Raw genomic sequence first — 24199 nt, 5'->3', positions numbered from 1 at the left:
CGCATCAGACCAGGTCCACCTCGGCGTACGCCGCACCCGCGGCGAGCGTGGCGTAGCCGGGCCCGCGGTCGAAGAACGCCTCGCCCGCCGCGGGCCGGCCGGACCGCTCGGCGGTGGTCGCGGCCTCGTCGTACGCCAGCGTGTCGTCGTCGAGCGAGCCGGTGAGCACCACGCCGTAGTCGGCGAGTGCGGCCTCCGGGGAGACCTTGCGCCACACGACGTCACGCACCACCAGCGCCGGGTCGCGTTGCAGCGGGTCGCCCCAGCCGCCGCCACCGGTGGTGCGGATCCGGATCACCTCACCGGCCTGGACCGGCTCGGCGTCGGCGAGCGCGTCGACCTCACGCTCGTGCGGGCCGCCCGGGTCGATCGTGACCTGGAACGGTCGGCCGGCCTTGCCGCCCTTGACGCCCCAGCAGGCCAGGATCGAGCGGTCGGCGATCGACATGAAGTGGCCGTCCTTGAGCATCCGGATCTGCTTCTCGTAGCCCAGGCCGCCGCGGAACTGCCCCGCTCCCCCGCTGTCGACCGCCAGCGAGAGCGACTCGACCCGGAACGGGAAGCGCGCCTCGGTGAACTCCGTCGGCAGGTTGCGGCTGTCGGGGACGACGTGGATGGTGTCCTCGCCGTCGGCGTAGTAGCGGCCGCCGGACCCCCCGCCGAGCACCTCGCGCATCAGGTAGGGCCGGTCGTCGAGGTCCTCGCCGTACACGCCGGTGTAGCGGATCGTCTCCTGGTCGGCCGGCATCCGGCCGTCGACCGCCTTGGCGACCACACCGGCGAGGACGCCGAGCAGTCGCAGGATCACGAACGTGCGGGCGTTGGTGGGCGCCGGGAAGACCGGGGTGAGCAGGGTGCCGGGCTCGGGGAAGCGCATCTCGATCAGCGGCACGATGCCCTCGTTGACGTCGAGCTCGGCCATCCTCTCGGGCGTCTCGGCGAGGTTGCGCAGGATCGGGGCCAGCCACTTCTTGAGGAAGACCCCGTCGCTGTAGTCGCCGCAGTGGTTGATCGGGCCCTTGGCCTGCGGGCCGGTGCCGTCGAAGTCGAGGATCAGCCGCTCACCGTCGGGGTCGTCGGCCGCGGTGCGGGTCAGCGTGATCCGCTGCGTGTGCAGCTGCGGGGAGTCGACACCGTCGTGCTCGGCGTAGTCCTCCCACACCCAGCTGCCGACCGGGATCTGGCTGAGGATCTCGCGGCGGTAGGTCTCGGTGGTGCGGTTGATGATCGCGTCGAAGCAGGACTCGACCACGTCCACGCCGTACCGGTCGAAGAGCTCGCCGAGCCGGCGCGCGCCCATCAGGCAGGCGGAGCACTCCGCGTCGAGGTCGGCGGCCAGCGACTCGGGCATCCGGGAGTTGCGGGTCATGATGCTGAGCGCGGCGCGGTTGGGCACGCCGGCGTCCCAGAGCCGGATCGGCGGGACCATCAGTCCCTCCTCGAACACGCTGGTCGCGTGCGAGGGCATCGAGCCCGGTACGGCGCCGCCGATGTCGTCGTGGTGCCCGAAGGCCTGCACGAACGCCACGACCCGGCGCTCGCCATCGGGCCCCGCGAAGACCGGGACCGTCACGCACAGGTCGGGCAGGTGACCGATGCCGCCCTCGGAGCGGTAGACGTCGTTGTGGAAGAACACGTCGCCCTCGCGCATCTCCTCGATCGGGAAGTCGCGGGCGACCGGGTGCACCAGGGCGGAGTAGGACCGGCCGGTGAGCTTGCGCAGCAGCCGGTCGTGGATGCCGGCACGGAAGTCGTGGGCGTCGCGGATCATCGGGCTGCGGCTGGTGCGCCCGATGGCGGTCTCGACCTCCATCTCGACGCTGGCCAGGGAGCCCTGGACGATCTCGACGAGCACCGGGTCGGCGCTGGCGCCGGCGTCGGCGGTCAGGTGGCCGAACGGGAACTGGGTGGGGGCGCGCCTGCTCATGCCTCACTCCTCGTGACGATCAGGTTGAGGTACTCGTCGACGCGGACCTCGAAACCGGGGTGGATCGGGACCGTCGAGCCGAACTCCTCGACGATCGCCGGGCCGGTGATCACCGTGCTGGGTCGCAGGTCCCTGCGCTGGTGCAGCGGCGTCTCGACGTACCCCTTCCCGGCCTCGAAGCACACCGCGCGCACGGTGGTTGAGGTGCGAGCGGAGCGAGCCTCGAAACCACCCTCGCCGTCGTGCCTCTTGATCTCGGGTCGCTGGATCGGCCCGACGCCGGAGACCCGGAGGTTGACCCACTCGACCTGCTGGGTGGGGTCGGTGGAGAAGTCGTAGCCGTAGAGCGCCTTGTGCTCGGCGTGGAAGGCCGCGGCGACCGCGGCCGGGTCGAGCGGGCCGGGCGCGACCGGCACCCGCACCTCGAAGGCCTGGCCGAAGTAGCGCAGGTCGGCGGTGCGGGCGAACTGGTGCTGCTCGGGCGCGAAGCCCTCCTTCGCGAGCGCCGCGGCGGCCTGGGTGGTGAGGTCGTCGTAGATGCCGGTGACCGCGGCGGCGTCGAGGTGGTCGGCAAGGGTCACGTGGGTGCGCACGTAGTCGTTCTTCACGTCGACGGTGAGCAGCCCGAACGCCGAGACGTTGCCGGGGTTGGGCGGCACCAGCACGGTGGGGATGCCGAGCACGTCCATCAGCCGGCACAGCAGCAGCGACCCGGAGCCACCGAACGTGACCAGCGTGAAGTCGCGTACGTCGAGTCCGCGCTTGACGGTGACCTGGCGCAGCGCGTTGGCCTGGTTCCAGGCGGAGATCTCGAGGATGCCGGTGGCGCACGCCTCGGGGCCGAGGCCGAGCTTGCCGGCCAGCGCCTCGACCCCGGCCCGCGCGGCGTCGACGTCGAGCGGGATCTCGCCGCCGAGCAGGTGCGGCGGGATCCGGCCGAGGAACACGTGGGCGTCGGTGATCGTGACCTCGGTGCCGCCCTTGCCGTAGCAGATCGGGCCCGGGTCGGCGCCGGCCGACTGCGGGCCGACCTTGAGCGTGCCCTCGGGCGAGAGCCAGGCGATGGAGCCGCCGCCGGCCCCGACGGTGACCACGTCGATCATCGGGATCTTGGACGGGAACGCCCCGACCGACCCCTCGGTGGTCAGCGTCGGCTCGCCGTCGATCACCACGCTGACGTCGGTCGACGTACCGCCTCCGTCGGAGGTGAGCACCCGGTCGAAGCCGGCGACCTCCGCGATCAGCGCGGCACCGAGGGCACCGGCCGCCGGACCGGACAGCACGGTCGTGATCGGCTGGTGGACGACCTCGTCGGCCGAGAGCACACCGCCGTTGGACTTCATCACGTAGAACGGGATCGCACGGGGAGCTCCGCCCCCCGTGTCCCCCCCGAGAGCGCCTGCGCGGACGTAGCCGCCAAGGCGGGTCTTGATGTTGGAGACGTACGCCGAGAGCCGCGGCTTGACGGCCGCGTCGACGAGCGTGGTCATCGCCCGCTCGTACTCGCGGTACTCGCGCAGCACCTCGCTCGACAGCGACACCACGGCGTCGGGGTGCTCCTCGGCGAGCACCGCCCGCATCCGCTCCTCGTGCTCGGGGTTGGCGTAGGCGTGCAGGAAGCAGACCCCCAGCGTGTTCACGCCCTGGTCCCGGAACCAGCGGGCGACCGCGCGGGCGCCGTCCTCGTCGAAGGGCCGGACCTCGGACCCGGTGAAGTCGAGCCGGCCGCCGACGCCCTGGACGAGGTGGCGCGGCACGATCCGCTCGGGCTTCACCCAGAAGTAGGAGTTGCCGTAGCCGTCGGGCACCGACTGGCGGGCGATCTCGAGCATCGCCTCGTAGCCCTCGGTGGTGACGAACCCGAGCCGGTCGACCTTGCCCTCGAGCAGCTGGTTGGTGGCGACGGTCGTGCCGTGGCTGACCGCGTCGATGTCGGCGCCGGTCGCGCCGAGCAGGCCCAGCACCTTGTCGATGCCGGCGAGGAACCCGTCGGCCGGGTTGCCCGGCGTGGACGGCGTCTTGGTAGTGACGACCTCCCCCGACTCCTCGTCGAAGGCGACGACGTCGGTGAACGTCCCGCCGGTGTCGATGCCGATCCGGATGCGCCTGGTCACCGTTCGATTCAACCGGTCACCGGGTGGCCCGACCACGGCAGAGGTTGCCGACGGGACGACTGTTCTCCGGCAACCTCTGCCAGCGGGTCCGACACGAGCTCAGGCATCGGGGCCCGTTGCCTTCGAGACGTTCGCTTCGCTCACTCCTCAGGACGAGCGTTGTAGACGCCGGCCTCCTCCTGGCCGGTCAGCGCCTGGATCGCCGTCATGATCTCGTCGGTGACCTCGCGGCGGGCCCGGCCGGCCGGGACGCCGTCGTACCTCCCGGTGACGTGGATCGGGGCGCCGAACCGCACCGTGACCGGCACGATCCGCGGCAGCCGCGAGCCGACGGGCTGGAGCCGCTCGGTGCCGGTGAGGCCGACGGGTACGACGGGCGCGCCGGCCGTCAGCGCGAGGTGGGCCACGCCGGTGCGACCGCGGTAGAGCCGGCCGTCGCGCGAGCGGGTGCCCTCGGGGTAGATGCCGAACGCCTCGCCGCGGCTCAGCACCTCCAGCGCCGTGTCGAGGCTGGCCAGCGCGGCCAAGGTGTTGTCGCGGTCGACCGGGAGCATGCCCATCCCCTCGAACCACGCCTTCTGCAGCGTGCCCTTGAGGCCGCCGCCGGCGAAGTAGTCCGACTTCGCCAGGAACGCCACCTTGCGCGGGGCCACGATCGGGATCACCAGCGAGTCCGCGAAGCTGAGGTGGTTGCTCGCCAGGATGACCGGACCGGTGCGGGGGACGTTCTCCAGGCCGATCACCCGCGGCCGCCAGACCGCCTTGGCGACGGGCGGGACGACCGTGTGCAGGACGGTGTACATAGCCACCCGACCAGTCTCCCGGTTACCGGCCGGTCCGCCGACCCGGGTCCACGGTCAGGAGATCGGCGGTGACGAGTGCGAGCACGGTCACGGGGATGGCGAGGCGCATCGCTCCCCCGCCCGATCACGCCGTCCGGGAGACCAGGCGGGCGTTGACCACGACGTTGGCCTGGTAGCCGCCCCGGTCCGCGTCGTACTCCCCGCCGCACGTGACCGGCGTTGACCTGGCCGGGCGGGAACCCGGTCACGGCGGCGCCGGGGCTGACGCCCACGTCACCCGAGATGACGCTCGGGCCGGTGTTGGTGACGGTGGTGCCGGCGAGCACGGCGTACGACGTGGCGGTGCCGAGGCCGATGGGAGCCTGCGCCGCGAGGGCGGCGCCGGGCAGGGCGAGCACGAGGGCGAAGGCCGTGGTGGGGACGGCAAGGACGAACGAGGGACATGGCTGCTCCGAGCAGGTTGCCGGAGCGGCGGTCACACCAAGGAGTCACATGTCTACAAGGTCCGGGTCTCCCCGACGGTACACGTCGTGAGCCGGAACACACCGGAATGATGCGGTGAAATAGGTGAAGGGCCCTCGAAAGTATGAGTTCCAAGGGCCCTTCGGGTGATCGGTACTGGTGACGCTCCCGATCGGCAGCCCTTCCACTCCGGTCCCAGCGGCCTCGTCACCCAGCCGCCGCGGCGCTGCCCCAGCAAGCTGGTGCGGCACCGTGTGGACCCTCGTCTCCGAGCTGTCCCGCTCTCCCTTGCGGGAGTGCGTGAGAGAGTTCTATGCCCGCGCGACCACACCGCGCAAGGGATTCGCGCAACATTCTGCTGGTTCCACCGGAACTGCCCTGGTCCTCCACAGATGGGGGCTCGGTCATCCACAGAAATGGCCCAGATCCCCACAGCTGAGCGGGATCCGGCCGACCGCGAGTCGGCGCACCGGCACGCGGGGTGACCGCCGAGCCGGCGCGTCCGCTCGCCCGGCGGGCGCGGAGTCGGCGGCCGAAATAGGTGAAGGGCCCCTCGCGAGTATGAGTCGCAAGGAGCCCTTCGGGTGATCGGTACTGGTGACGCTCCCGATCGGCAGCCCTTCCACTCCGGTCCCAGCGGCCTCGTCACCCAGCCGCCGCGGCGCTGCCCCAGCAAGCTGGTGCGGCACCGTGTGGACCCTCGTCTCCGAGCTGTCCCGCTCTCCCTTGCGGGAGTGCGTGAGAGAGTTCTATGCCCGCGCGACCACACCGCGCAAGGGATTCGCGCAACATTCTGCTGGTTCCACCGGAACTGCCCTGGTCCTCCACAGATGGGGGCTCGGTCATCCACAGAAGTGGCCTGGATTCCCACAGCCGAGAGGCCGCGTCTGGCGCGTCGGCTTCGCCGCCACGCTGGCCGCGGGATCGCTCTTGGCTCGGTGCTACGACGTCGTGGTTGCGGGCGGCGCACGGCTTGCGGGCAGCAGGTCGGGAAATGGGTGAAGGCCCCTCGCGAGTATGAGTCGCAAGGGGCCTTCGGGTGACCGGTACCGATGACGCTCCCGGTCGGCAGCTCTTCCACTCCGGTCCCAGCGACCGCGTCACCCAGCCGCTGCGCCGCGAGCCGGCAAGCCGCCTCGCGTCGTGTGGACCCTCGTCTTCGAGCTGTCCCGCTCCCCGTTGCCGGAGGGCGTGAGAGAGTTCTATGCCCGCCGCGGACCCCCGCGCAAGAGGCCGGCGGAACATACCCGCGGTTCTACCGAAGGTCCCTGGTCCGTCCACAGGTTCGGTCCCGGCCGTCCACAGGCAAGGGGCCCGAAACCCACAGGTTTTCCCCCGGCCTGTGGATATCGTCCGGGAGTGGTCCAGACCGGGTCAGGCGCCGCGGGCCTCGAGCGCCGCGGCGACCTCGAGCAGGAACCGGTCGCGTCCGTGGGCCGCGACCAGCTGCAGCCCGACCGGCAGCCCGTCGGCGGTGTGGCCGAACGGGACCGAGATCGCCGGGCAGCCGGTGACCGTGATCAGGTACGCCGCCCGCATCCAGTCCAGGTAGGTCTCCATCGGCCGGCCGTTGATCTGGTGCGGGTACTCCTGGTCGGCCGGGAACGGCGGCACCTGAGAGACCGGGAGGACGAGCAGGTCGTGGCCGCCGGGGCCGAAGAACTCCCGCATCCGCTCCGAGAGCGCGGTGCGCCGGGTGTAGGCCCGGGCCACGTCGGCGCCGGTGAGGTGCTCGCCGAGACGGATGTTGTCGGCGAGCGACTGCTTGAGCTCGCCGGGGTGCGCCGCGAGGAGGGGGCCGAGTTTGGCGTGCAGGTGCCAGGCGCGCAGCGTGCGGAAGGTGTCGTCGGCCTCGTGGAGGTCGGGGTGGTCGCCGGTGACCGTCGCGCCGGCCGCGGCGAACGAGACGGCCGAGGACTCGACGACCGCGGCGACCTCGTGGTCGACCTCGAACGCGCCGCCCAGGTCGACCGACACCGCGACCCGCAGCCCGGCCAGCGAGCCGGCGAGCGGCGGGGCGAACGCCGTACCGGGGTCGCCGAGGGCCTGCGGCGCGCGGGGGTCGGGCCCGGCGAGCACGGACAGCAGCAGCGCGACGTCGCCGACGGTGCGCGCCATCGGGCCGCCGACCGAGGTGGTCTCCCACTGGTTGTACAGCGGCCACTCCGGCACCCGCCCGAGCGAGGGCCGCAGGCCGACGACCCCGCAGAACGACGCGGGGTTGCGCAGCGACCCGCCCATGTCGGAGCCGTCGGCGAGCGGCACCATGCCGGATGCGAGCGCGCACGCCGCTCCCCCGCTCGACCCACCGGCCGAACGGGTGGGGTCCACGGGGTTGAGGGTGGTGCCGAAGACCGGGTTGAACGTGTGCGACCCGGCGGCGAACTCGGGCACGTTGGTCTTGCCGATCACGACCACGCCAGCGCGGCGTACGCGCTCGACGATCAGCTCGTCGGCGTCGGGCACGTGGTCGGCGAACAGCGGGGAGCCGTACGTCGTCCGCCACCCGGCGACCGCGTGGGTGTCCTTGAACGCGAACGGCAGACCGTGCAGGGGACCGACCTCGTGGCCATGCGCGAGCGCCTGGTCGGCGTCCGCGGCGCCCTCGCGGGCGCGCCCCTCGTCGAGCGAGACGATCGCGTTGAGCTGCGGGTTGCGCTCCGCGATCCGGGCCAGGTGGAGGTCGAGCAGCTCGCGGGCGGAGATCTCCCGGGCGCGGACCGCAGCCGCCTGGTCGCGGGCCGTGGACTCCACCGAGAGGCCGCTCATCGGCCCTGTCCTCGGCGCCGTGCCGGGTACTGGTCGGGGGCTTCTTGCGCTTGTCGGCCGTTGCAACCCCCGAGAAGCGCCAGTTTCCCCGGTGTACCGGGGATCCTCCGCCCGACCGGACCGCTCACCGACGCCGCCGCAGCGAGCCCGCCAGCACGCCGAGCAGCACCAGGCCGGCGCCGACGGCGATGCCCTTGGCGAAGTCCGGCGACGGAGCGAGACCGGGCCGGGCGGGCGCGGTGTACACCTGCGGCATGCCCGAGCGCTCGCCCGGCGGCATGGCTCCGACCGGGGCGGCCACGGCGAGCGACGGCGACGCGATCGCGGCGCCGACGTTGCCGAAGAACTCCGCCGCCATCCGCTTGGACACCGAGGTGAGCATCCGTTGCCCGACCCCGCCGACCATGCCGCCCACGACGGCGTCCGCGTCGTAGTCGATGCGCGTGTGGCCCGGCTCCGGCTCGGTGAAGTAGACCTGGACGGTCGCGTCGATGGTGCCGGGCGCCCCGGCGCCCTGCAGCCGCATCACCAGCGACTCGTGCTCGACGAGGTCGGAGAGCGCGCAGCTGCCGGCGTACGTGCCCTTGATCGCGGCGACGCCGGCCGTGACCGTCATGTCGTAGGTGTGCTCACCGGTGGTCTCCAGGCGCTCGCAGCCGGGGATGGTGGCGACCAGCACCTGCGGGTCGAGCAGCGAGTCCCAGACCTGGGTGACCGGGAAGGGGATGACGTCGGACCCGGTGATCTTCATGAGTGCTCCTGTCGCAGGGCGAACAGCTCGGAGGGCGAGATCGGCATCGCGGTGACGGTGAACTCCGGACGGCCGACCCGCTCGGCGTCCTCGATCGCGGCGGCGAACACCGCGGCGGACGGGATCACGCCGGCCTCGCCGGCGCCCTTGATGCCGAGCGGGTTGAGCGGGGAGGGCGTCTCGAGGTGGTCGATGTCGATGCCGTCGGGCACCTCGGTGACGTAGGGCATCAGGAAGTCCATGAACGACGCGTTGAGCAGCTGCCCGGACTCGTCGTACGCCATCCGCTCGTAGAGCGCTCCCCCCACGCCCTGGGCGACGCCGCCGTGGATCTGGCCCTCGACGATCATCGGGTTGATCAGGTGGCCGCAGTCGTGGACCACGGCGTACTTCAGGATCCGGATCTCCGCGGTCTCCGGGTCGGTCTCGACGATCACCGCGTGCATGCCGGAGGCGAACGTCGCCCGCTCCGGGGAGTAGAAGTCCTTGCCCTCCAGGCCCGGCTCCTCGTCCTCGGGCACCGGCGGCTTGCCGGGGTCGCCGACCGAGAACTGGGTCGCGGCCTTGGACGCCTCGTCGAAGGCGTAGCGCAGCGGGTTGGACAGCACCGAGACCGTGCCGAGGTCGATCGACGACCCGGGCGAGCCCTTGACCGACACGACCCCGTCGACGATCTCGAGGTCCTCGGGCGCGGCCTCGAGCGCGTCCGCGGCGATCTTGAGCACCTTCTCCTTGGCCCGCTTGGCGGCGAGGTGGATCGCCGAGCCGCTCATCACCGCGGCGCGGGAGGCGAACGTGCCGACGGCGTACGGCATCCGGCGGGTGTCGCCGGTGACGACCTCGACGTCCTCGAACGAACACCCGAGCTCGTCGGCGACCAGCTGAGCGAACACCGTCTGGTGGCCCTGGCCCTGGGTGGTGAGACCGGTGGCGACCTTGACCTTGCCGCTGGTCTCGATGTGCACGTGGGCGCCCTCGTAGGGACCGACGCCGGTCCCCTCGACGTAGCAGGCCAGCCCGATGCCGACGTGCCGGCCCTGGGCGGCCATCTCGGCCTGGAACGCCGGGAACTCGTCCCAGCCGACGAGCGCCTTGATCTTCTCCAGCGAGGCCGGGTAGTCGCCGGAGTCGTACTCCAGCTCGCGGCCGTCCTGGAAGATCAGGCCCTGGTCGAAGGGGAACTCGTCGGGCTGGATGAAGTTCACCGACCGCACCTCGGTGCGGTCCTTGCCGAGGTACGACGCGATCGCGTCCATGGTGCGCTCCATCGCGTAGCAGCCCTGCGGCCGGCCCGCGCCGCGGTAGGGCGTGACCATCACGGTGTTGGTGTAGAGCGACTCGAAGACCACCCGGTAGTTCTGCGGCTTGTACGGCCCGAGCAGCTGGGTGGAGGTGATGATCGGGACGATCAGGCCGTACGGCGTGTACGCGCCGTGGTCGTGCCAGAACTCCACGTCGAGCCCGAGCAGCCGGCCGTCGTCGTCGAACCCGACCTCGATGTGGTGGACCTGGCCGCGCTCGTGGGCGGAGGAGATGAAGTGCTCGCGGCGGTCCTCGGTGAACTTCACCGTGCGGCCGAGTGCGCGGGCCGCGAGCGGCACCAGCAGCTCCTCGGGCCACGGGTGGTTGATCTTCACGCCGAAGCCCCCGCCGACGTCGGGGGTGATCACGTCGACCTGGCCGAGGTCGAGCCCGAGCTTGACCGCGACCACGGCCCGGACGCCGGTGGAGCTCTGCGTCGAGGTCCACACCTGCAGCCGGTTGAGGTCGGGGTCCCAGCGCGCGACCGTCCCCCGCCCCTCGAGCGGCGTACAGGCACTGCGCTCGACGGTCAGGTCCAGTGTGAGCGTGTGGGGCGCGGCCTTGATCGCGGCCGGGGCGTCGCCGACGCTCTGCTCCATGCGCGCGCCGATGTTGCCGGGCACGTCGTCGTGCACCAGCCGGTCGGCGGCCCGCGCGGCGTCGATGCCGACCACCGGCGGCAGCGGCTCGTAGCGCACCCGGATCCGGTCGACGGCGTCCTCGGCGACGTAGCGGTCGTCGGCGACCACGAACGCGATCGCCTCGCCGACGTAGTTGACCTCGTCCTTCGCCAGGGCGTACTGCGTGCGCCCGTGGGTCAGGTCCGGGTGTGGGATCAGCAGCGGGAGTGGCTCGCTCATCGGGCCGGTGAGGTCCTCGTAGGTCCACACCGCGTGCACGCCTTCGACGTCGAGCACGTCGGCCACGTCGATGTCGACGATCCGCGCGTGCGCGTGCGGCGAGCGCAGCACCGCCGCGTGCAGCAGGTCCCTCTCGACGGCCACGTCGTCGACGTACCGGCCTTGCCCGCGCAGGAAGCGCTGGTCCTCGACCCGCTGGACCTTCTGGCCCATCAGCTTGGTGGTCATGCGCGCTCCGCTCCGATCTCGGCGGCGCGCTCCACGGCCTTCACGATGTTCTGGTAGCCCGTGCACCGGCACAGGTTGCCGGCGATCATGTCGCGGGCCTCCTCGTGCGTGGGCGTGGGGTTGTCGCGCAACCCGGCCGTGATCGTGGTGAGGAAGCCCGGGGTGCAGAACCCGCACTGCAGGCCGTGGCACTCCAGGAACGCCTGCTGCACCGGCCCGAGCGAGCCGTCCGGGTCGGCCAGGCCCTCGACCGTCGTCAGCTCGTGGCCGGCCGCCGAGACCGCGAACATCAGGCAGGAGCGCATCGGCGCGCCGTCGACGAGGATCGTGCAGGCGCCGCAGACACCGTGCTCGCAGCCGACGTGCGTGCCGGTCAGGCCCAGGTCGTGGCGCAGCGCGTCGGACAGCAGCCGGCGAGCCGGCACCCGGATCTCGTGGGTGGCGCCGTTCACCGTCAGGCGTACGTCGTGCAGCTCCTCGCTCACAGGCCCTCCGCCATGTCTCGTGCCGATCGAACCACCCGGGTGGTCAGCACCCGCACCAGCTGGGCGCGGTAGGCCGCCGTCGCGTGGATGTCGTCCGGGGGGTCGAGGTGGGCGAGCGCGGCCTCGCCGAGCTCGTCGTCGGCCACGCCGGACAGGTCGACCACCGTCGGCACGTCACCGACGGAGAGGTAGCCGACCCGGACGCGGTCGCCCTCGACGAGCGCCGCCGCCCCGACCAGCGCGTAGTCGCCGTGCCGGCGGGCGATCTCGTCGAAGGCGACCCCGGCGCCCGCCGCGAGCCCCGGGACGTACGCCGACACCGCGATCTCGTCGTGCGCCACCGAGGACTGCAGCGGGCCGAGGAACAGCTCCTCGGCCGGGATCGTCCGCCGCCCGCCCGGCCCCTCGACCTCGACCGAGCCGCCGAGCAGGGCGAGCACGACCGGCATCTCGGCCGCCGCATCGGCGTGCACGATCGACCCGACCGTGGTGCCGCGGTTGCGGATCGTCGCGTGCGCGACGTGCTGCAGCGCCATCGGGACGAGCGGCTGCACCCGGCGTACCTCGGGAGAGGCGAGGACGGCGGCGTGCCGGGCGAGTGCACCCACCCGGACGCCGCCGTCGTCTCCCTCGACCGCATCGCCGGCGTCGTTGACGACGATGGCGTCGAGGTCCGGGATCCCGTTGATGTCGACGAGCATCGCCGGCGAGGCGAGGCGCATCGACAGCAGTGGGACCAGGCTCTGGCCGCCGGCCAGCACCTTCGCGTCGGGCTCGCCGGCCAGGGCCGACACTGCTTCGGCGAGCGTCCCAGGGCGGCGGTACGCGAACGGTGCTGGCTTCACGGCAACCTTTGTTCGTCAGTGCTTGTGGTCGTGCGGCGCGGCGTGGTCCTCGGCATCCGCGCCCTCGCGGGTCACGATGATCGCGCCCTCATCGCTGGCCGGTGCGACGAGCCGGGCGAGGTGGTAGCCCAACACGACGACGAGAGTGCCGAGCGCAATGCCGGAGAGGATGAAGTCGTCGGTGAACTTCAGATCCGCGCTGCCGATGGCGAGGATGATCCCGGCTGCGACCGGCACCAGATTCACGGGGTTCGCGAAGTTGACCCCGTTCTCCTTCCAGATCTTGGCCCCGAGCAGGCCGATCATGCCGTAGAGGACGAGCGTGATGCCGCCGAGGACCGCCGGCGGCGTCGCGTTCACGATCGCACCGAACTTCGGGATCAGTCCGAGCAGGATCGCGACGACGGCGGCCACGAAGTACGCCGCGGTCGAGTAGACCCGCGTCGCGGCCATGACGCCGATGTTCTCGGCGTACGTCGTCGTGGGCGAGCCACCCACGGCGCTGGCGAGGACGGTGCCGACTCCGTCGGCGGCGACCGCGCGGCCCATCACCGGGTCGAGGTCGGCACCGGTCATCTCCGAGACGGCCTTGACGTGCCCGACGTTCTCGGCGATCAGTGCGATCACCGCAGGGAGGACCAGGAGGACGAACGTGATCGAGAACGCCGGGGCGTGCCAGCCGACCGCGTCGAGGTTGTTGGCGAGCGTCTGGTTGCCGACAAGGCCGTCCGCGGTGTGCTTGGGGAAACCGAACCAGTCGGCGTCCTTGACCGCGCTCCAGTCGACACGGTGGTGCGGCCCGGGCTCGGCGTTGCTCGGCAACGGGAGCGAGGTCTTGCCGAAGACGCCGTCGAACAGCCAGGAGACCAGGTAGCCGAAGATCAGGCCGAGGAAGATCGCGATGCGGCCGATGAAGCCGCGGAAGCCCACGGCCATGAGGATGACCCCGGTCATCGTGATGATCGCGACCCAGGGGTCTGACGGCATGTAGGTCTTCGTGGCGACCGGAGCCAGGTTGAAGCCGATCAGCATCACCACGGCACCCGTCACGACCGGCGGGAGCACGGCGTTGACCGCGTTCGCGCCGAGGTAGTGGATGGCGACGCCGACCAGGGCCAGGATCACGCCCGCCACCAGGATCGCGCCGGTGACGTCCGCGGGGCCGCCCGGGCCACCGTCGCCGGAGTACGTGTAGATCGCTGTCGCACCGCCGACGAAGGAGGCAGAGGTGCCGAGGTAGCTCGGGACCTTGCCACCGACGATCAGCAGGAAGCAGATCGTCGCGATGCCGCTCATCATGATCGCCAGGTTGGCGTTCAGGCCCATGACGATCGGGAAGACGAACGTCGCCCCGAACATCGCCACGACGTGCTGGGCGCCGAGACCCACCGTCTTGCCCCAGGCGAGCCGCTGGTGGGGTGCGACCGCCTCACCGGGTCTGGGATCGACCAGATCCCACTTGAACATCGACATGTCAAAGCACCCTTCTGCCGTGGTGACCGGGCCCCGAGTGGTCACAAACTAGTGATGCACATGACACACCCACGACGGCGACAGATGCCGAAGGAACGCCGACGGGGCTGGCACCTGTTGTGGGCGCGGCGGGATGCCTCCGACCCCGAGACCGAGCCGTGTCCGAGACGTGTCCCGGGTGCGATCAGCCCGTGATCTCGAGCACCCGCAGCGCCACCGCGACGTCGAGGCGCAGGTGCGGGTCGGTCGAGAGCGGGCCGAGCAGCCGCTCCAGCTTGGAGACCCGGTAGCGCATCGTGTTGTAGTGGAAGAACTGCAGCCGGGCGGCCTCCGCGACGTTGAAGTTCGTGTCGAGCAGCACCTGCAGGGTGTCGCGCAGGTCGGCGGCCTCGGTGGTCGGCTCGGCCAGCGGCCCCAGCACGTCGCGCACGAACGAGCGGAGCTCGCCGCTCTCCTCCTCGGGGATCAGCGCGATCAGCCGGTGCAGGCCGAGCTGGTCGAAGAACGTCGTCGACCCGCCGCCGCGCACCCGGCGCCCGACCTCCACGGCCCGCCGCGCCTGGGCGTAGGCGCCCGGCAGCTCCTCCAGGGTGTGCGCCACCCGGCTGACGCCGACCGAGAACGCGCGCCGGCCGCCGCCCTTGTCACCGGCGACGGCGGTGACCGCCCGGCGTACGACGCCGTGGCCGGCGACCGGCTCGTCGTCGCCCTCGGTCAGCGGCAGCAGGGTCACGACCTCGGAGGAGAAGTCGACGCTCGGGATCCCGGCGCCGAGCGTGGTGCTGACCTGACGCCACGCGGCGGAGAACCGCTCCTGCCACTGGCGGCGCTGGGCGCTCGTCACCGGCTCCTGCTCGATCGACGGCTCGACCGTCGGGTCGAGCTCCGCGGCCACCACGACCACGGGCCGCTCGAGGTCCCAGCCGAAGGTCGCGGCGTGCTCGGCGACGTAGGCCTGGTCGTTGGCCAGACCCGTGGCGCGGCGCATCAGCAGGTCGCGCAGGAAGTCGCCCTGGTACTTGTTCTCGACCGCGGTGACGGCCTCCTCACGGGTGATCAGCAGCGCCGCCACCGCCGCAGCCCGCTCGAGCGCGTGCACGTCGTCGGAGCTCAACGGCTCCCCCGCGCGCAGGCACACCAGCCGGGCCAGGTCCGTGCCGCCGGCGGCCACCCGCAGGCAGCGCGCCTCGCCGGCCTCGACGGCCACCCCGTCGCCCTCCATCCGCTCGACCCGGAGCCGGCCGGTCGGGTCGACGAGGCCGTGGGACTCCAGCGCCGAGCGCAGGTCCTCCGGCAGCGCCGAGGCGCGCTCGCGGCCGTCGCTGGAGGTGAAGGCCACCCCGACGCCGAGCACCCGGGCGACCTCGGCCGCGATCCCGTCGAGGTTGCCGCCCTCGAGCACGATCTGGGTCAGGCCGGTGTGCAGCGCGTCGACCTTCGCCAGCGCGGCGCTCGCGAGCTCCTCGCGCTCACTGCCTATCAACACTTGCACTCCCTCGCCCCGGCCGTTGGCACAACCTCACATCGGCAAACCGTAATCGCCCGGACTAGCGTCGGGTAGGTGATCCCCGTCAGCGCGCCCGTCCGGGTCGGTGCGCGCCTGCGGGCGGCGGCCGACGGGCCGGTGCCGGTCGTGCACCGCGGCCGCGACGCGGTCTACCTCGACCTGGACGGCTGGTGCCTCGGCGTCGTCGGCGTCCGGGCGACCGCGGTGCCGTGCGCGCTGCGCACCGGCGCCGACCGGGTGCCGGGGGCCGCGACCGCGGAGGTCCGCGGCGGGGTTCTGCACCTGGACGGCACGCCGCTCGAGGTCGGCCGGCTCGTCGACGTGCAGGTCCCCCGGGTCCGGGCGGCGGTGCCCACCCCAGCCGCGCCGCCGGGCGACGTCACCGCGATGGTCGGCCGGGGCGACGGGCTCACGCCGTACGACGACGACGTGCTGTGCGGCTGGCTGGCGGTGCACCGCGCCGCCGGTGTCGCGACCGACGACGTCGACGCGGAGGTCCGCCGCCACCTCCACCGCACCACGCTGCTGTCGGCCACGCTGCTGGACTGCGCGATGCAAGGCGAGGTCATCCCCGAGTTCGCGGCCTGGCTGGTCGCCCCCGACGACCCCGCCCGCGCCGCGACCCTGGCGGCGGTCGGGCACACTTCCGGACGCGGGCTGCTGCACGGCGCCCGCCTCGCCCTCGACCACCTGGAAGGCGCCGCCGCATGAGCACCTACTCCCACGTCGAGCTGAGGCCGGGCGCGTACGCCGACTCGGTCACGCTCCTGCAGGTCAGCCGCGTCGTGCAGGGCCTCGACGGGGTGCTGGCCGCCCAGGTCGCGATGGCTACCCCGCTCAACGTCGACGTGCTCACCGAGATGGGCTTCGAGGTGCCCGCGCAGGCGGGCCCCAACGACCTCGTCGTCGCCCTCCGGCTGGCCGGCCCCGATGCGCTGGCGCCCGCTCTCGCGGGCGTCGACCACGCCCTGCGCGACGCCAACCGGCGCGAGGAGGGCGCGACCGCGATCGCGGCGCCCCGCACGACCGCGGCCGCACTGCGGCGTGCCCCCGACGCGGTCGCCGTGGTCTCGGTGCCGGGCGAGCACGCGTTCGTCGAGGCGATGGACGCCGTCGACGCGGGCCGCGACGTGATGGTGTTCAGCGACAACGTGCCGCTCGAGCAGGAGCTCGCCCTCAAGCGGGCGGCCGCGGAGCGCGGCGTGCTGGTGATGGGCCCCGACTGCGGCACCGCGGTGGTCGGCGGCCTCGGCCTCGGGTTCGCCAACGTCGTCCCGCCCGGCCCGGTCGGCATCGTCGCCGCCTCCGGCACCGGCTGCCAGCAGCTGCTGGCGCTGCTCGCCCACGCGGGCGTCGGCGTCACCTCGGCCCTCGGTGTCGGCGGCCGGGACCTCTCCGCCGACGTGCGCGGCCTGGCGACCCGCGAGGCGCTGCGCCGCCTCGACGAGGACCCCGGCGTGGAGCTGATCGTGCTGGTCTCCAAGCCGCCGGCGCCCGACGTCACCGCCGAGATCGAGGCGTACGCCGGTGGGCTCTCGACCCCGGTCGAGCTCGCGCTCCTCGGACCGGGCCGGCCCGACCTCACCGCCGCCGCCGAGTCCGTGCTGCGCCGGCTCGGCCGCGAGGTCCCGTCCTGGCCCGTTGACCCGCCCGAAAGTTTCGGGCGGGTCGACGGGACCGTGCTCCGCGGGCTGTTCGTCGGCGGCACGCTGGCCAGCGAGGCCGAGCTGATCGCTACCGAGGCGCTCGGCGCCGACGGCGGCCACACGTTCGTGGACTTCGGCGACGACGAATACACAACCGGCCGGGCGCACCCGATGATCGACCCGTCGATCCGGCTCGAGCACCTCGCCCGGGCCGCGGCGCACCCGGCCACCGGCGTACTGCTGCTCGACGTGGTGCTCGGCCACGGCGCCGAGCCCGATCCCGCCGCATCGCTGGCCCCGGCGATCGCCCGGGTCGAGCAGCCGGTCGTGGTCGCGGTCGTCGGCACGGACGGCGACCCGCAGGGCCGCGACCGACAGGTCCGCGCCCTCGTCGAGGCCGGCGCCGAGGTGCACCTGTCCAACGCCGGCGCGACCCGGCGCGCGATCGAGCTCCTGGGAGGGACCCGGTGACCAGCCAGCAGACCACCCCGCACGCCGTCGTGAACGTCGGCGCCGACCTGCTCGCCGACGCCGTGGCCGACCAGGCCGTGCCGGTGACCCGCGTCGACTGGCGCCCGCCGATGGACGGCACCGCCGCCGACCTGGCCACCGTCGCCGCGGATCCGCTGCGGCGCGCGGCCAACGAGCGCGCGCTGGCCGCGATGCTCGGCGTCACGGCCACGCTCGTCGACGTGCTCCCCGCGTCGGAGGCGCTCGGGCTGCAGCCCGGTGAGTTCCTGCACGCGGGGCCGCCGATCGCCTGGTCCCGCGCGTCCGGGCCGCTGCGCGGGGCGCTCATGGGCGGCGCCGCGCTCGAGGGACTCGTCGACGACCCGGAGGACGCGGTCGCGCTGTTCGAGTCGGGCGCGAGCGTCTCGCTCGAGCCGTGCCACCACCGGGGCACGGTCGGCCCGATGGCCGGGGTGGTGACGCCGAGCATGTGGATGTTCGTGCTCGAGGACGCGGCCACCGGCCGGCGTACCCACTGCTCGCTCAACGAGGGCCTCGGCAAGGTGCTGCGGTACGGCGCCTACGGGCCCGAGGTGCTCACCCGGCTGCGCTGGATGGGCGACGTGCTCGGCCCGCTGCTCCAGCGCGCGGTGCGGGCGGTGCGCGACTCGGACGCGGGGCCGGTCGACGTGACCGGCATCCTCACCCAGATGCTGCAGATGGGCGACGAGGCCCACAACCGCAACCGGGCCGGCACGCTGATGCTGCTGCGCGACCTCTCCCCCGCGATGGTCACCACGATCGACACGGGTGGGGTCGACCCCGCGGACGTGGCCGAGTCGCTGCGCTTCATCGGCGGCAACGATCACTTCTTCCTCAACCTCGCGATGCCGGCGTGCAAGCTCGCGCTCGACGCGGCCCGCGGCATCGAGGGCTCGACGATGGTCGTGGCGATGGCCCGCAACGGCACCGACTTCGGCATCCAGGTGGCCGGCACCGGCGACGAGTGGTTCACCGGCCCCGCGCTCCTGGCCGACGGGCTGTACCTCGGCGACTACGGTCCCGACGACGCGAACCCCGACATCGGCGACTCCGCGATCACCGAGACCGCGGGCATCGGCGGCTTCGCGATGGCCACCGCCCCCGCGATCGTCCGGTTCGTCGGCGGCTCGGTGCCCGACGCGCTCGCGACCACCCGCCGGATGCACGAGATCACGCTCGGCGAGAACCCGCGCTGGTCGGTGCCGGTGCTGGAGTTCCAGGGCACCCCGAGCGGCATCGACGTGACCCGGGTGTGCCGCACGGGCATCCTCCCGCAGATCAACACCGGCATGGCCGGCAAGCAGGCCGGGGTCGGGCAGGTCGGCGCCGGGCTCGTCACGCCCCCGGCCGAGATCTTCCCGAAGGCGCTGGCCCGGCTGGCCGAGCTCGCCCGGGGGCGTACTCCCTGACGAATGGGCCCTCCCCGGGCTCGATCCGGGGCCCTTTCGTCAGGGACTACCGTCCCGGCGTCGAGGGCTAGCGACTGGCGGCGCGCCGGTAGAGCCGGATCGAGAGCGGCACGAACACCGCGAGGATGATCAGCACCCAGATCAGCGTGTAGAGCACCGGGTGCTGCAGCGACCACACCTCGGGTGCGGGCGCGCGCGGGTCGGTGTTGCCGAACAGCTCGCGGGCCGCCTGGGTGACCGAGGAGACCGGGTTCCAGTTCGCGAACGTGGCCAGCGGGCCCGGCAGGCTCGAGATCGACACGAACGTGTTCGCGATGAACGTCAGCGGGAAGATCACGATGAACGACGCGTTGTTGACCACCTCGGGGGTGCGCACGACCAGCGCGACCGACGCCATGATCCACGAGATCGCGAACGCGAACGCGACCAGCACGAGGTAGCCGCCGGCCGCCTCGAGGACCGACGATCGGATCCGCCAGCCGACGACCAGCCCGGTCAGGCTCATCACGAACAGGCTCACGAGGTTGATGCCGATGTCGGAGACGGTGCGACCGACCACGACCGAGGACGTCGACATCGGCAGCGAGCGGAACCGGTCGATGATGCCCTTCTGGAGGTCCTCGGCCAGGCTGTAGCCGGTGAACGTCGCACCGAACACGACGGTCTGGGCGAACACCCCCGCGATCAGGAACTCGCGGTAGTCGATCCCGGTGTCCTGGGTGCCGATCGCCCCGCCGAAGACGTAGGCGAACAGCAGCACGAACATGATCGGCGACAGCGTGGTGAACACGAGCACGTCGGGCACCCGGAGGATCTTGCGCAGGTTGCGGCGGGTGATCACCGCCGCGTCGCTGGCGGACTCGAGCGCCGCGGACAGCACGGACATCAGGCCACCCCCTCCTGCTCGCCGGCGGCCGGGTCGTCCGGGTCGTCCGGCTGGTTCGGGTCGTCAGTGTCCCCGGACGGCGTCTCGGCCTCGGCGTGGTGGCCGGTCAGCGCGAGGAACACGTCGTCGAGCGTCGGACGGCGCAGGCCGGCCTCGAGGACCTCGATGCCGGCCCGGTCGAGCCGGCCGAGGAGCTCGACGAGGTCGGTCGTGCCGCCGTCGACCGCCACCGTGACCCGGCGGTCGCGGTCGTCGACACCGGGCTCCTCGATGCCGACCGCGGCCGCCTCGTGGCGGGCGGTGGTCAGCCGGGCGGGGTCGAGCAGCACGACCTCGATCCGCTCGCCCCCGACCTGGGCCTTCAGCTCGTCCGCGGTGCCCAGCGCGATCACCCGGCCGTGGTCGATGACCGCGATCCGGTCGGCGAGCCGATCGGCCTCCTCGAGGTACTGCGTGGTGAGCAGCAGCGTGGTGCCGCCGCGGACCAGCCCCTCGATGACGTTCCACATGCCGACCCGGCCGCGCGGGTCGAGGCCGGTCGTCGGCTCGTCGAGGAACAGCACCGGCGGCTGGGCGACCAGCGCCCCGGCGAGGTCGAGCCGGCGGCGCATCCCTCCGGACCACCCCTTCACAACGCGCTCGGCCGCGTGCGCGAGGTCGAACTGCTCGAGCAGCTCGCGGGCCCGGGCCCGGCTCGCCGCCGCACCGAGGTGGTAGAGCCGGCCCACCATGTCGAGGTTCTCGAAGCCGGTCAGGTGCTCGTCGACCGCGGCGTACTGCCCGGAGACGCCGATGCGGCGGCGCAGCTCCTTGGGATGCCGGAGCACGTCGACGCCCGCCACCTCGGCGTGTCCGCTGTCGGGTCGCAGCAGCGTGGTGAACACCCGCACGGCCGTGGTCTTGCCCGCGCCGTTGGGCCCGAGCAGGCCGAGCACCGTGCCCTCCTCGACCTCGAGGTCGAGGCCGTCGAGCGCGGTGACGGCGCCGTACTTCTTGACCAGGCCGGTGGCCCGGATCGCGGTGGGCATGCGTCCACTCTGCCCGCGACCACCGACAACGGCCACCCGGTTACGGGAGCGCCGGCCGCCAGAACGCCTGCGCCATGTCGACCTTGCCCGACGGGCGCAGCGGCGTGCCCTCCTCGAGGTAGGCCTGGTGCGCCTCGCCGTCGTGGCAGGTGGGCGGGGAGCCGTCGGCGTGGACGACCCGCCACCACGGGACGGCCCCGCCCTGCGAGGACATCACCGAGCCGACCTGCCGCGGGCCGCCACCGCCGAGCACCTCGCCGACGACCTCCGCGATGGCGCCGTACGTCGTGACGCGGCCCCGGGGCACGGACTCCACGCACTGCAGCACCAGCTCGGCGTACTCCTCGGGATCGACGCTCACCGCTCCTCCTGGTCGGTCCTCAGCGCGGCGGTGGCGATCAGCGTGGCCACGCAGGCGACCGCCACGCCGAGCACCCAGATGCCGGGCTGCTCCGGCTGGTCGCGCAGCGCCCGGGCCGCACCCCACGCGACCGGCGCGGTCAGCAGCACGAGCGCGCCCCGCCGTACCCAGAGCCGGGTGACCGCACGGTCGACCGGCATCGCCGGCGGGCCGTACGACGCGAGCACCGCGGCGACGTGTGCCACGAGCAGGGCCGCCGCGGCCACCAGCAGCCACGCGGACGTCGTGCTCCCCAGGGCGGCCGCCCACCACCCGATGACCACGAGCAGGGGCGCGGCCCCGAACGGCACATCGGTGTACCAGGCCCAGACGCCGGCGAGCGCGGCGACCACGCCGACCAGCCACCACGGCGCCGCGTGGCCGGTCGGGCCGGACGCGAGCAGCGCCGCCACCGGCCCGAGCAGCATCAGCGCCCGCAGCACCAGCTGGGAGCGCGCCCAGTCGCTCGGCTCGATGCCGGGCACGCGCGGCGTCATCGGCCGACCACCCGTGGCAGCTGCGCGCGCCGCGCCAGGCGGCGCAGCACGTCGTCGACCGTGCCGGGCCCGCGCCATGCGACGACCGGGCAGCCGAGCGCCGCCAGCCGGTCGAGCACCACCGCCCGCTCGAGCATCCGCATCCGCCAGGCCAGCGCCGCCAGCTCGGGGTCGGCGCCCTCGGGCAGGTCGGGCCGGGCGTCGGCGGGGAGCGTGTCGACGACGAGCACCGCGACACCGCGCCGGGTGAGGGTCGCGGCCACCGTGCCGACGGACTCCGCGAGCATCGGCGACAGCACCACCACGACGGCGCCGCCGGTCACGCCCAGCTGCAGCACGCCGGTGTCGGGCTCGCCGGCGTCCCCGACGCGCACGGTCGCGAGCCGGTCCTGGATCCGGCGCAGGTGCCGCGCCCCGGCGCCGTACCCCACCTGCTCGCGGCCGCGCCCGACCACCCGCAGCGCGACCCGGTCGCCCTGGCGCACGTGGTGCTCGGCGATCGCCGACGCGGCCCGCACGCCGAGGTCGAGGCTGCTGGCCGCGCCGTCGACGCCGTCGGAGACGCCGTGGTCGGCGAGCGCGTCGAGCACCAGCAGCACACCGGTGTCCTCCTCGGCCCGGGTGGTCACGACGTGGAGGTCGCCGGTGCGCAGCGAGACGCGCCAGTTGACCCGCCGCAGCCGGTCGCCCGGCTGGAACGGCCGGATGCCGGAGAGCTCGGTGCCGCTGCCGGTGCGGCGCGACCGGTGGGCGCCGACCAGCCCGAGCGGCTGCGGGGCCTCGGCCCGCGAGTCGTACGGCGCGGTCACCGGCAGCACCCGCGTCCACTGGCCGCCGAGGGCGACCGGCCCGAAGCGGTAGCCCGCCCACGGCGAGTAGAGCGCGACCCGCTCCGCCCCCAGCATCCGCCGGCCCCATCGCCGGGGGCTGATCTCCACCTCGGGCGGTGGGCCGTCGAGGAGCCGCCCGACCCGGCCACCGTGCGGGCGGGCGACGACGTACGGCGGCTGCCCGGTGATCCGCACCAGGAGCTCCGCGTCCTCGGCGCCGGTGACGCTCAGCCGCGACGTGGTGCCGACGCCCTCGCGCAGCGTGAGGTGGTCGAGCCGCGAGTTCAGCACCGGGTCGCGACCGGGCCGGTGCACCAGGCTGAGCGCGGCGAGCGTGACGAACGGGGCGACGAGCACCACGATCGCGGGCTCGCCGGTGAGCACCGCCATGCCGATGCCGAGACCGCCCACGACCAGCGCCCGGCCGAGCGCCGTCGTCGAGCGCCAGGAGGCGGCGCCGCCCCGGCCGACCTCCCGGGAGCTCATCGGAGTGCGTCGCGGGTGGCCGGGGTGGGGACCTGGCCGAGCACCGCGTCCACGACGCGGCGCCCGCTCGCGTCGGACATCCACAGCTCCGGCTTGACCGTGATGCGGTGGGCGAGCACGGGGCGCGCGACGGCCTTGACGTCCTCGGGGACGACGTAGTCGCGGCCGCGCAGCAGCGCGAAGGCCCGCGCGGCGAGCACCAGCCCGAGCGACCCCCGCGGCGACGCCCCGGTGAGCACGTCGGGGTGGTGGCGGGTGGCGACGGCGAGGTCCACGCAGTAGCGCCCGACGCTCTCGTCGACGACCACGGTCTCCACCGCCGCCTGCATGGCCAGCAGCCCGGGGCCGTCGGTGACCACGTCGAGGTCGACCTCCTCCTGCCGGCGGGCCATCCGGCGGGCGAGCACGTCGTACTCCTGGTGCGGGGTGGGATAGCCGAAGGAGACGCGCAGCAGGAACCGGTCGAGCTGCGCCTCGGGCAGCGGGAAGGTGCCTTCGTACTCGATCGGGTTGGCGGTCGCCAGCACGTGGAACGGCTCGGGCAGCCGGAACGTCTCGCCCTCGACGGTGATCTGCCGCTCCTGCATCGCCTCGAGCAGCGCGGCCTGGGTCTTGGGCGGGGTGCGGTTGATCTCGTCGGCCAGCAGCAGCCCGGTGAACAGCGGGCCGCGCCGGAACTCGAACTCGCCGCGGCGCTGGTCGTAGATGAACGAGCCGGTCAGGTCGGCCGGTAGCAGGTCGGGGGTGAACTGGGCACGCGCGAAGTCGATGCCGAGGGTGCGGGCCAAGGAGCGGGCGGCCAGCGTCTTGCCCAGGCCGGGGTAGTCCTCGAGCAGCACGTGGCCCTTGGCCAGCACCGCCGCCAGCACCTGCATGAGCGCGTCCCGCTTGCCGACCACCGCCCGCTCGACCTCGTCGAGGACCCGGCGGGCCAGGTCGGCGGCCTCGGGGACGGACATCGGCTCGGGTGGGGTGGTCTCGGTCGCCTGCTCGGGCATG

General features: G+C 73.1%; 20 protein-coding genes. 3 read left to right on the top strand and 17 right to left on the bottom strand.

Annotated elements, in window-relative coordinates:
• Positions 1-4: 4 nt before the first annotated feature.
• From QQZ14_RS12975 to QQZ14_RS12930, 11 genes are all read right to left on the bottom strand, one after another.
• Entirely contained in the window at positions 5-1927 is a 1923-nt protein-coding gene (locus QQZ14_RS12975) for a hydantoinase B/oxoprolinase family protein (protein WP_284534742.1), read from the bottom strand.
• The gene (locus QQZ14_RS12970) at positions 1924-4041 is read right to left on the bottom strand and encodes a hydantoinase/oxoprolinase family protein (RefSeq protein WP_284534741.1); all 2118 of its coding nucleotides are present in this window, start codon (positions 4039-4041) and stop codon (positions 1924-1926) included. The genes QQZ14_RS12975 and QQZ14_RS12970 overlap by 4 nt, the downstream gene beginning before the upstream one ends.
• Before the next feature lie 140 nt (positions 4042-4181).
• Entirely contained in the window at positions 4182-4844 is a 663-nt protein-coding gene (locus QQZ14_RS12965) for a lysophospholipid acyltransferase family protein (protein ID WP_284535138.1), read from the bottom strand.
• Complete coding sequence (locus QQZ14_RS25410; RefSeq protein WP_446740494.1) at positions 4781-5170, bottom strand: ice-binding family protein; 390 nt, start codon at positions 5168-5170, stop codon at positions 4781-4783. The genes QQZ14_RS12965 and QQZ14_RS25410 overlap by 64 nt, the downstream gene beginning before the upstream one ends.
• A gap of 1510 nt (positions 5171-6680) precedes the next feature.
• A complete protein-coding gene (locus QQZ14_RS12960) occupies positions 6681-8075 on the bottom strand; it encodes an amidase (RefSeq protein WP_284534740.1) in 1395 nt (464 codons plus the stop codon).
• 124 nt (positions 8076-8199) lie between these two features.
• Positions 8200-8826 carry an SRPBCC family protein gene (locus tag QQZ14_RS12955; protein ID WP_284534739.1) on the bottom strand — a complete coding sequence of 209 codons (627 nt, stop codon included), beginning with the start codon at positions 8824-8826 and terminating at the stop codon, positions 8200-8202.
• The gene (gene cutA / locus QQZ14_RS12950) at positions 8823-11216 is read right to left on the bottom strand and encodes an aerobic carbon-monoxide dehydrogenase large subunit (protein ID WP_284534738.1); all 2394 of its coding nucleotides are present in this window, start codon (positions 11214-11216) and stop codon (positions 8823-8825) included. The genes QQZ14_RS12955 and cutA overlap by 4 nt, the downstream gene beginning before the upstream one ends.
• Positions 11213-11701, bottom strand: coding sequence for a (2Fe-2S)-binding protein (locus tag QQZ14_RS12945; RefSeq protein WP_284534737.1), 489 nt, complete (start codon positions 11699-11701; stop codon positions 11213-11215). The genes cutA and QQZ14_RS12945 overlap by 4 nt, the downstream gene beginning before the upstream one ends.
• Positions 11698-12546, bottom strand: coding sequence for an FAD binding domain-containing protein (locus QQZ14_RS12940; RefSeq protein WP_284534736.1), 849 nt, complete (start codon positions 12544-12546; stop codon positions 11698-11700). The genes QQZ14_RS12945 and QQZ14_RS12940 overlap by 4 nt, the downstream gene beginning before the upstream one ends.
• A gap of 15 nt (positions 12547-12561) precedes the next feature.
• Entirely contained in the window at positions 12562-14019 is a 1458-nt protein-coding gene (locus QQZ14_RS12935; protein WP_284534735.1) for a uracil-xanthine permease family protein, read from the bottom strand.
• 184 nt (positions 14020-14203) lie between these two features.
• A complete protein-coding gene (locus QQZ14_RS12930; RefSeq protein ID WP_284534734.1) occupies positions 14204-15505 on the bottom strand; it encodes a PucR family transcriptional regulator in 1302 nt (433 codons plus the stop codon).
• A gap of 75 nt (positions 15506-15580) precedes the next feature.
• Here QQZ14_RS12930 and QQZ14_RS12925 point away from each other — a divergent pair, with 75 nt between their 5' ends.
• From QQZ14_RS12925 to QQZ14_RS12915, 3 genes are read left to right on the top strand one after another with little or no spacing between them, the layout of a single operon-like run.
• A complete protein-coding gene (locus QQZ14_RS12925) occupies positions 15581-16237 on the top strand; it encodes a DUF2877 domain-containing protein (RefSeq protein ID WP_284534733.1) in 657 nt (218 codons plus the stop codon).
• The gene (locus QQZ14_RS12920) at positions 16234-17643 is read left to right on the top strand and encodes an FdrA family protein (protein WP_284534732.1); all 1410 of its coding nucleotides are present in this window, start codon (positions 16234-16236) and stop codon (positions 17641-17643) included. Before QQZ14_RS12925 ends, QQZ14_RS12920 begins: the two co-directional genes overlap by 4 nt.
• Positions 17640-19073 carry a DUF1116 domain-containing protein gene (locus tag QQZ14_RS12915; protein ID WP_284534731.1) on the top strand — a complete coding sequence of 478 codons (1434 nt, stop codon included), beginning with the start codon at positions 17640-17642 and terminating at the stop codon, positions 19071-19073. The genes QQZ14_RS12920 and QQZ14_RS12915 overlap by 4 nt, the downstream gene beginning before the upstream one ends.
• Positions 19074-19140: 67 nt before the next feature.
• Here QQZ14_RS12915 and QQZ14_RS12910 read toward each other — a convergent pair whose 3' ends face one another.
• The 6 genes from QQZ14_RS12910 to QQZ14_RS12885 are packed head-to-tail and all read right to left on the bottom strand — an operon-like array spanning position 19141 to position 24198.
• Positions 19141-19959 carry an ABC transporter permease gene (locus QQZ14_RS12910; protein WP_284534730.1) on the bottom strand — a complete coding sequence of 273 codons (819 nt, stop codon included), beginning with the start codon at positions 19957-19959 and terminating at the stop codon, positions 19141-19143.
• Complete coding sequence (locus QQZ14_RS12905) at positions 19959-20987, bottom strand: ATP-binding cassette domain-containing protein (RefSeq protein ID WP_284534729.1); 1029 nt, start codon at positions 20985-20987, stop codon at positions 19959-19961. The genes QQZ14_RS12910 and QQZ14_RS12905 overlap by 1 nt, the downstream gene beginning before the upstream one ends.
• A 40-nt stretch (positions 20988-21027) precedes the next feature.
• Positions 21028-21348 (bottom strand): MGMT family protein, encoded by a 321-nt coding sequence (locus QQZ14_RS12900; protein ID WP_284534728.1) that lies wholly within the window; start codon positions 21346-21348, stop codon positions 21028-21030.
• Positions 21345-21884, bottom strand: coding sequence for a hypothetical protein (locus QQZ14_RS12895; protein WP_284534727.1), 540 nt, complete (start codon positions 21882-21884; stop codon positions 21345-21347). The genes QQZ14_RS12900 and QQZ14_RS12895 overlap by 4 nt, the downstream gene beginning before the upstream one ends.
• Positions 21881-23200: a DUF58 domain-containing protein gene (locus QQZ14_RS12890; RefSeq protein ID WP_284534726.1), complete on the bottom strand. Its 1320-nt coding sequence runs from the start codon at positions 23198-23200 to the stop codon at positions 21881-21883. Before QQZ14_RS12890 ends, QQZ14_RS12895 begins: the two co-directional genes overlap by 4 nt.
• Entirely contained in the window at positions 23197-24198 is a 1002-nt protein-coding gene (locus tag QQZ14_RS12885; RefSeq protein WP_284535137.1) for an AAA family ATPase, read from the bottom strand. The genes QQZ14_RS12890 and QQZ14_RS12885 overlap by 4 nt, the downstream gene beginning before the upstream one ends.
• Position 24199: the final 1 nt, after the last annotated feature.

This window comes from Nocardioides sp. T2.26MG-1, from assembly GCF_950101795.1.
Taxonomy (GTDB): Bacteria; Actinomycetota; Actinomycetes; order Propionibacteriales; family Nocardioidaceae; genus Nocardioides.
The sequence above is the reverse complement of the archived record's forward strand: the minus strand, read 5'-3'. Positions and strand labels throughout refer to the sequence as shown.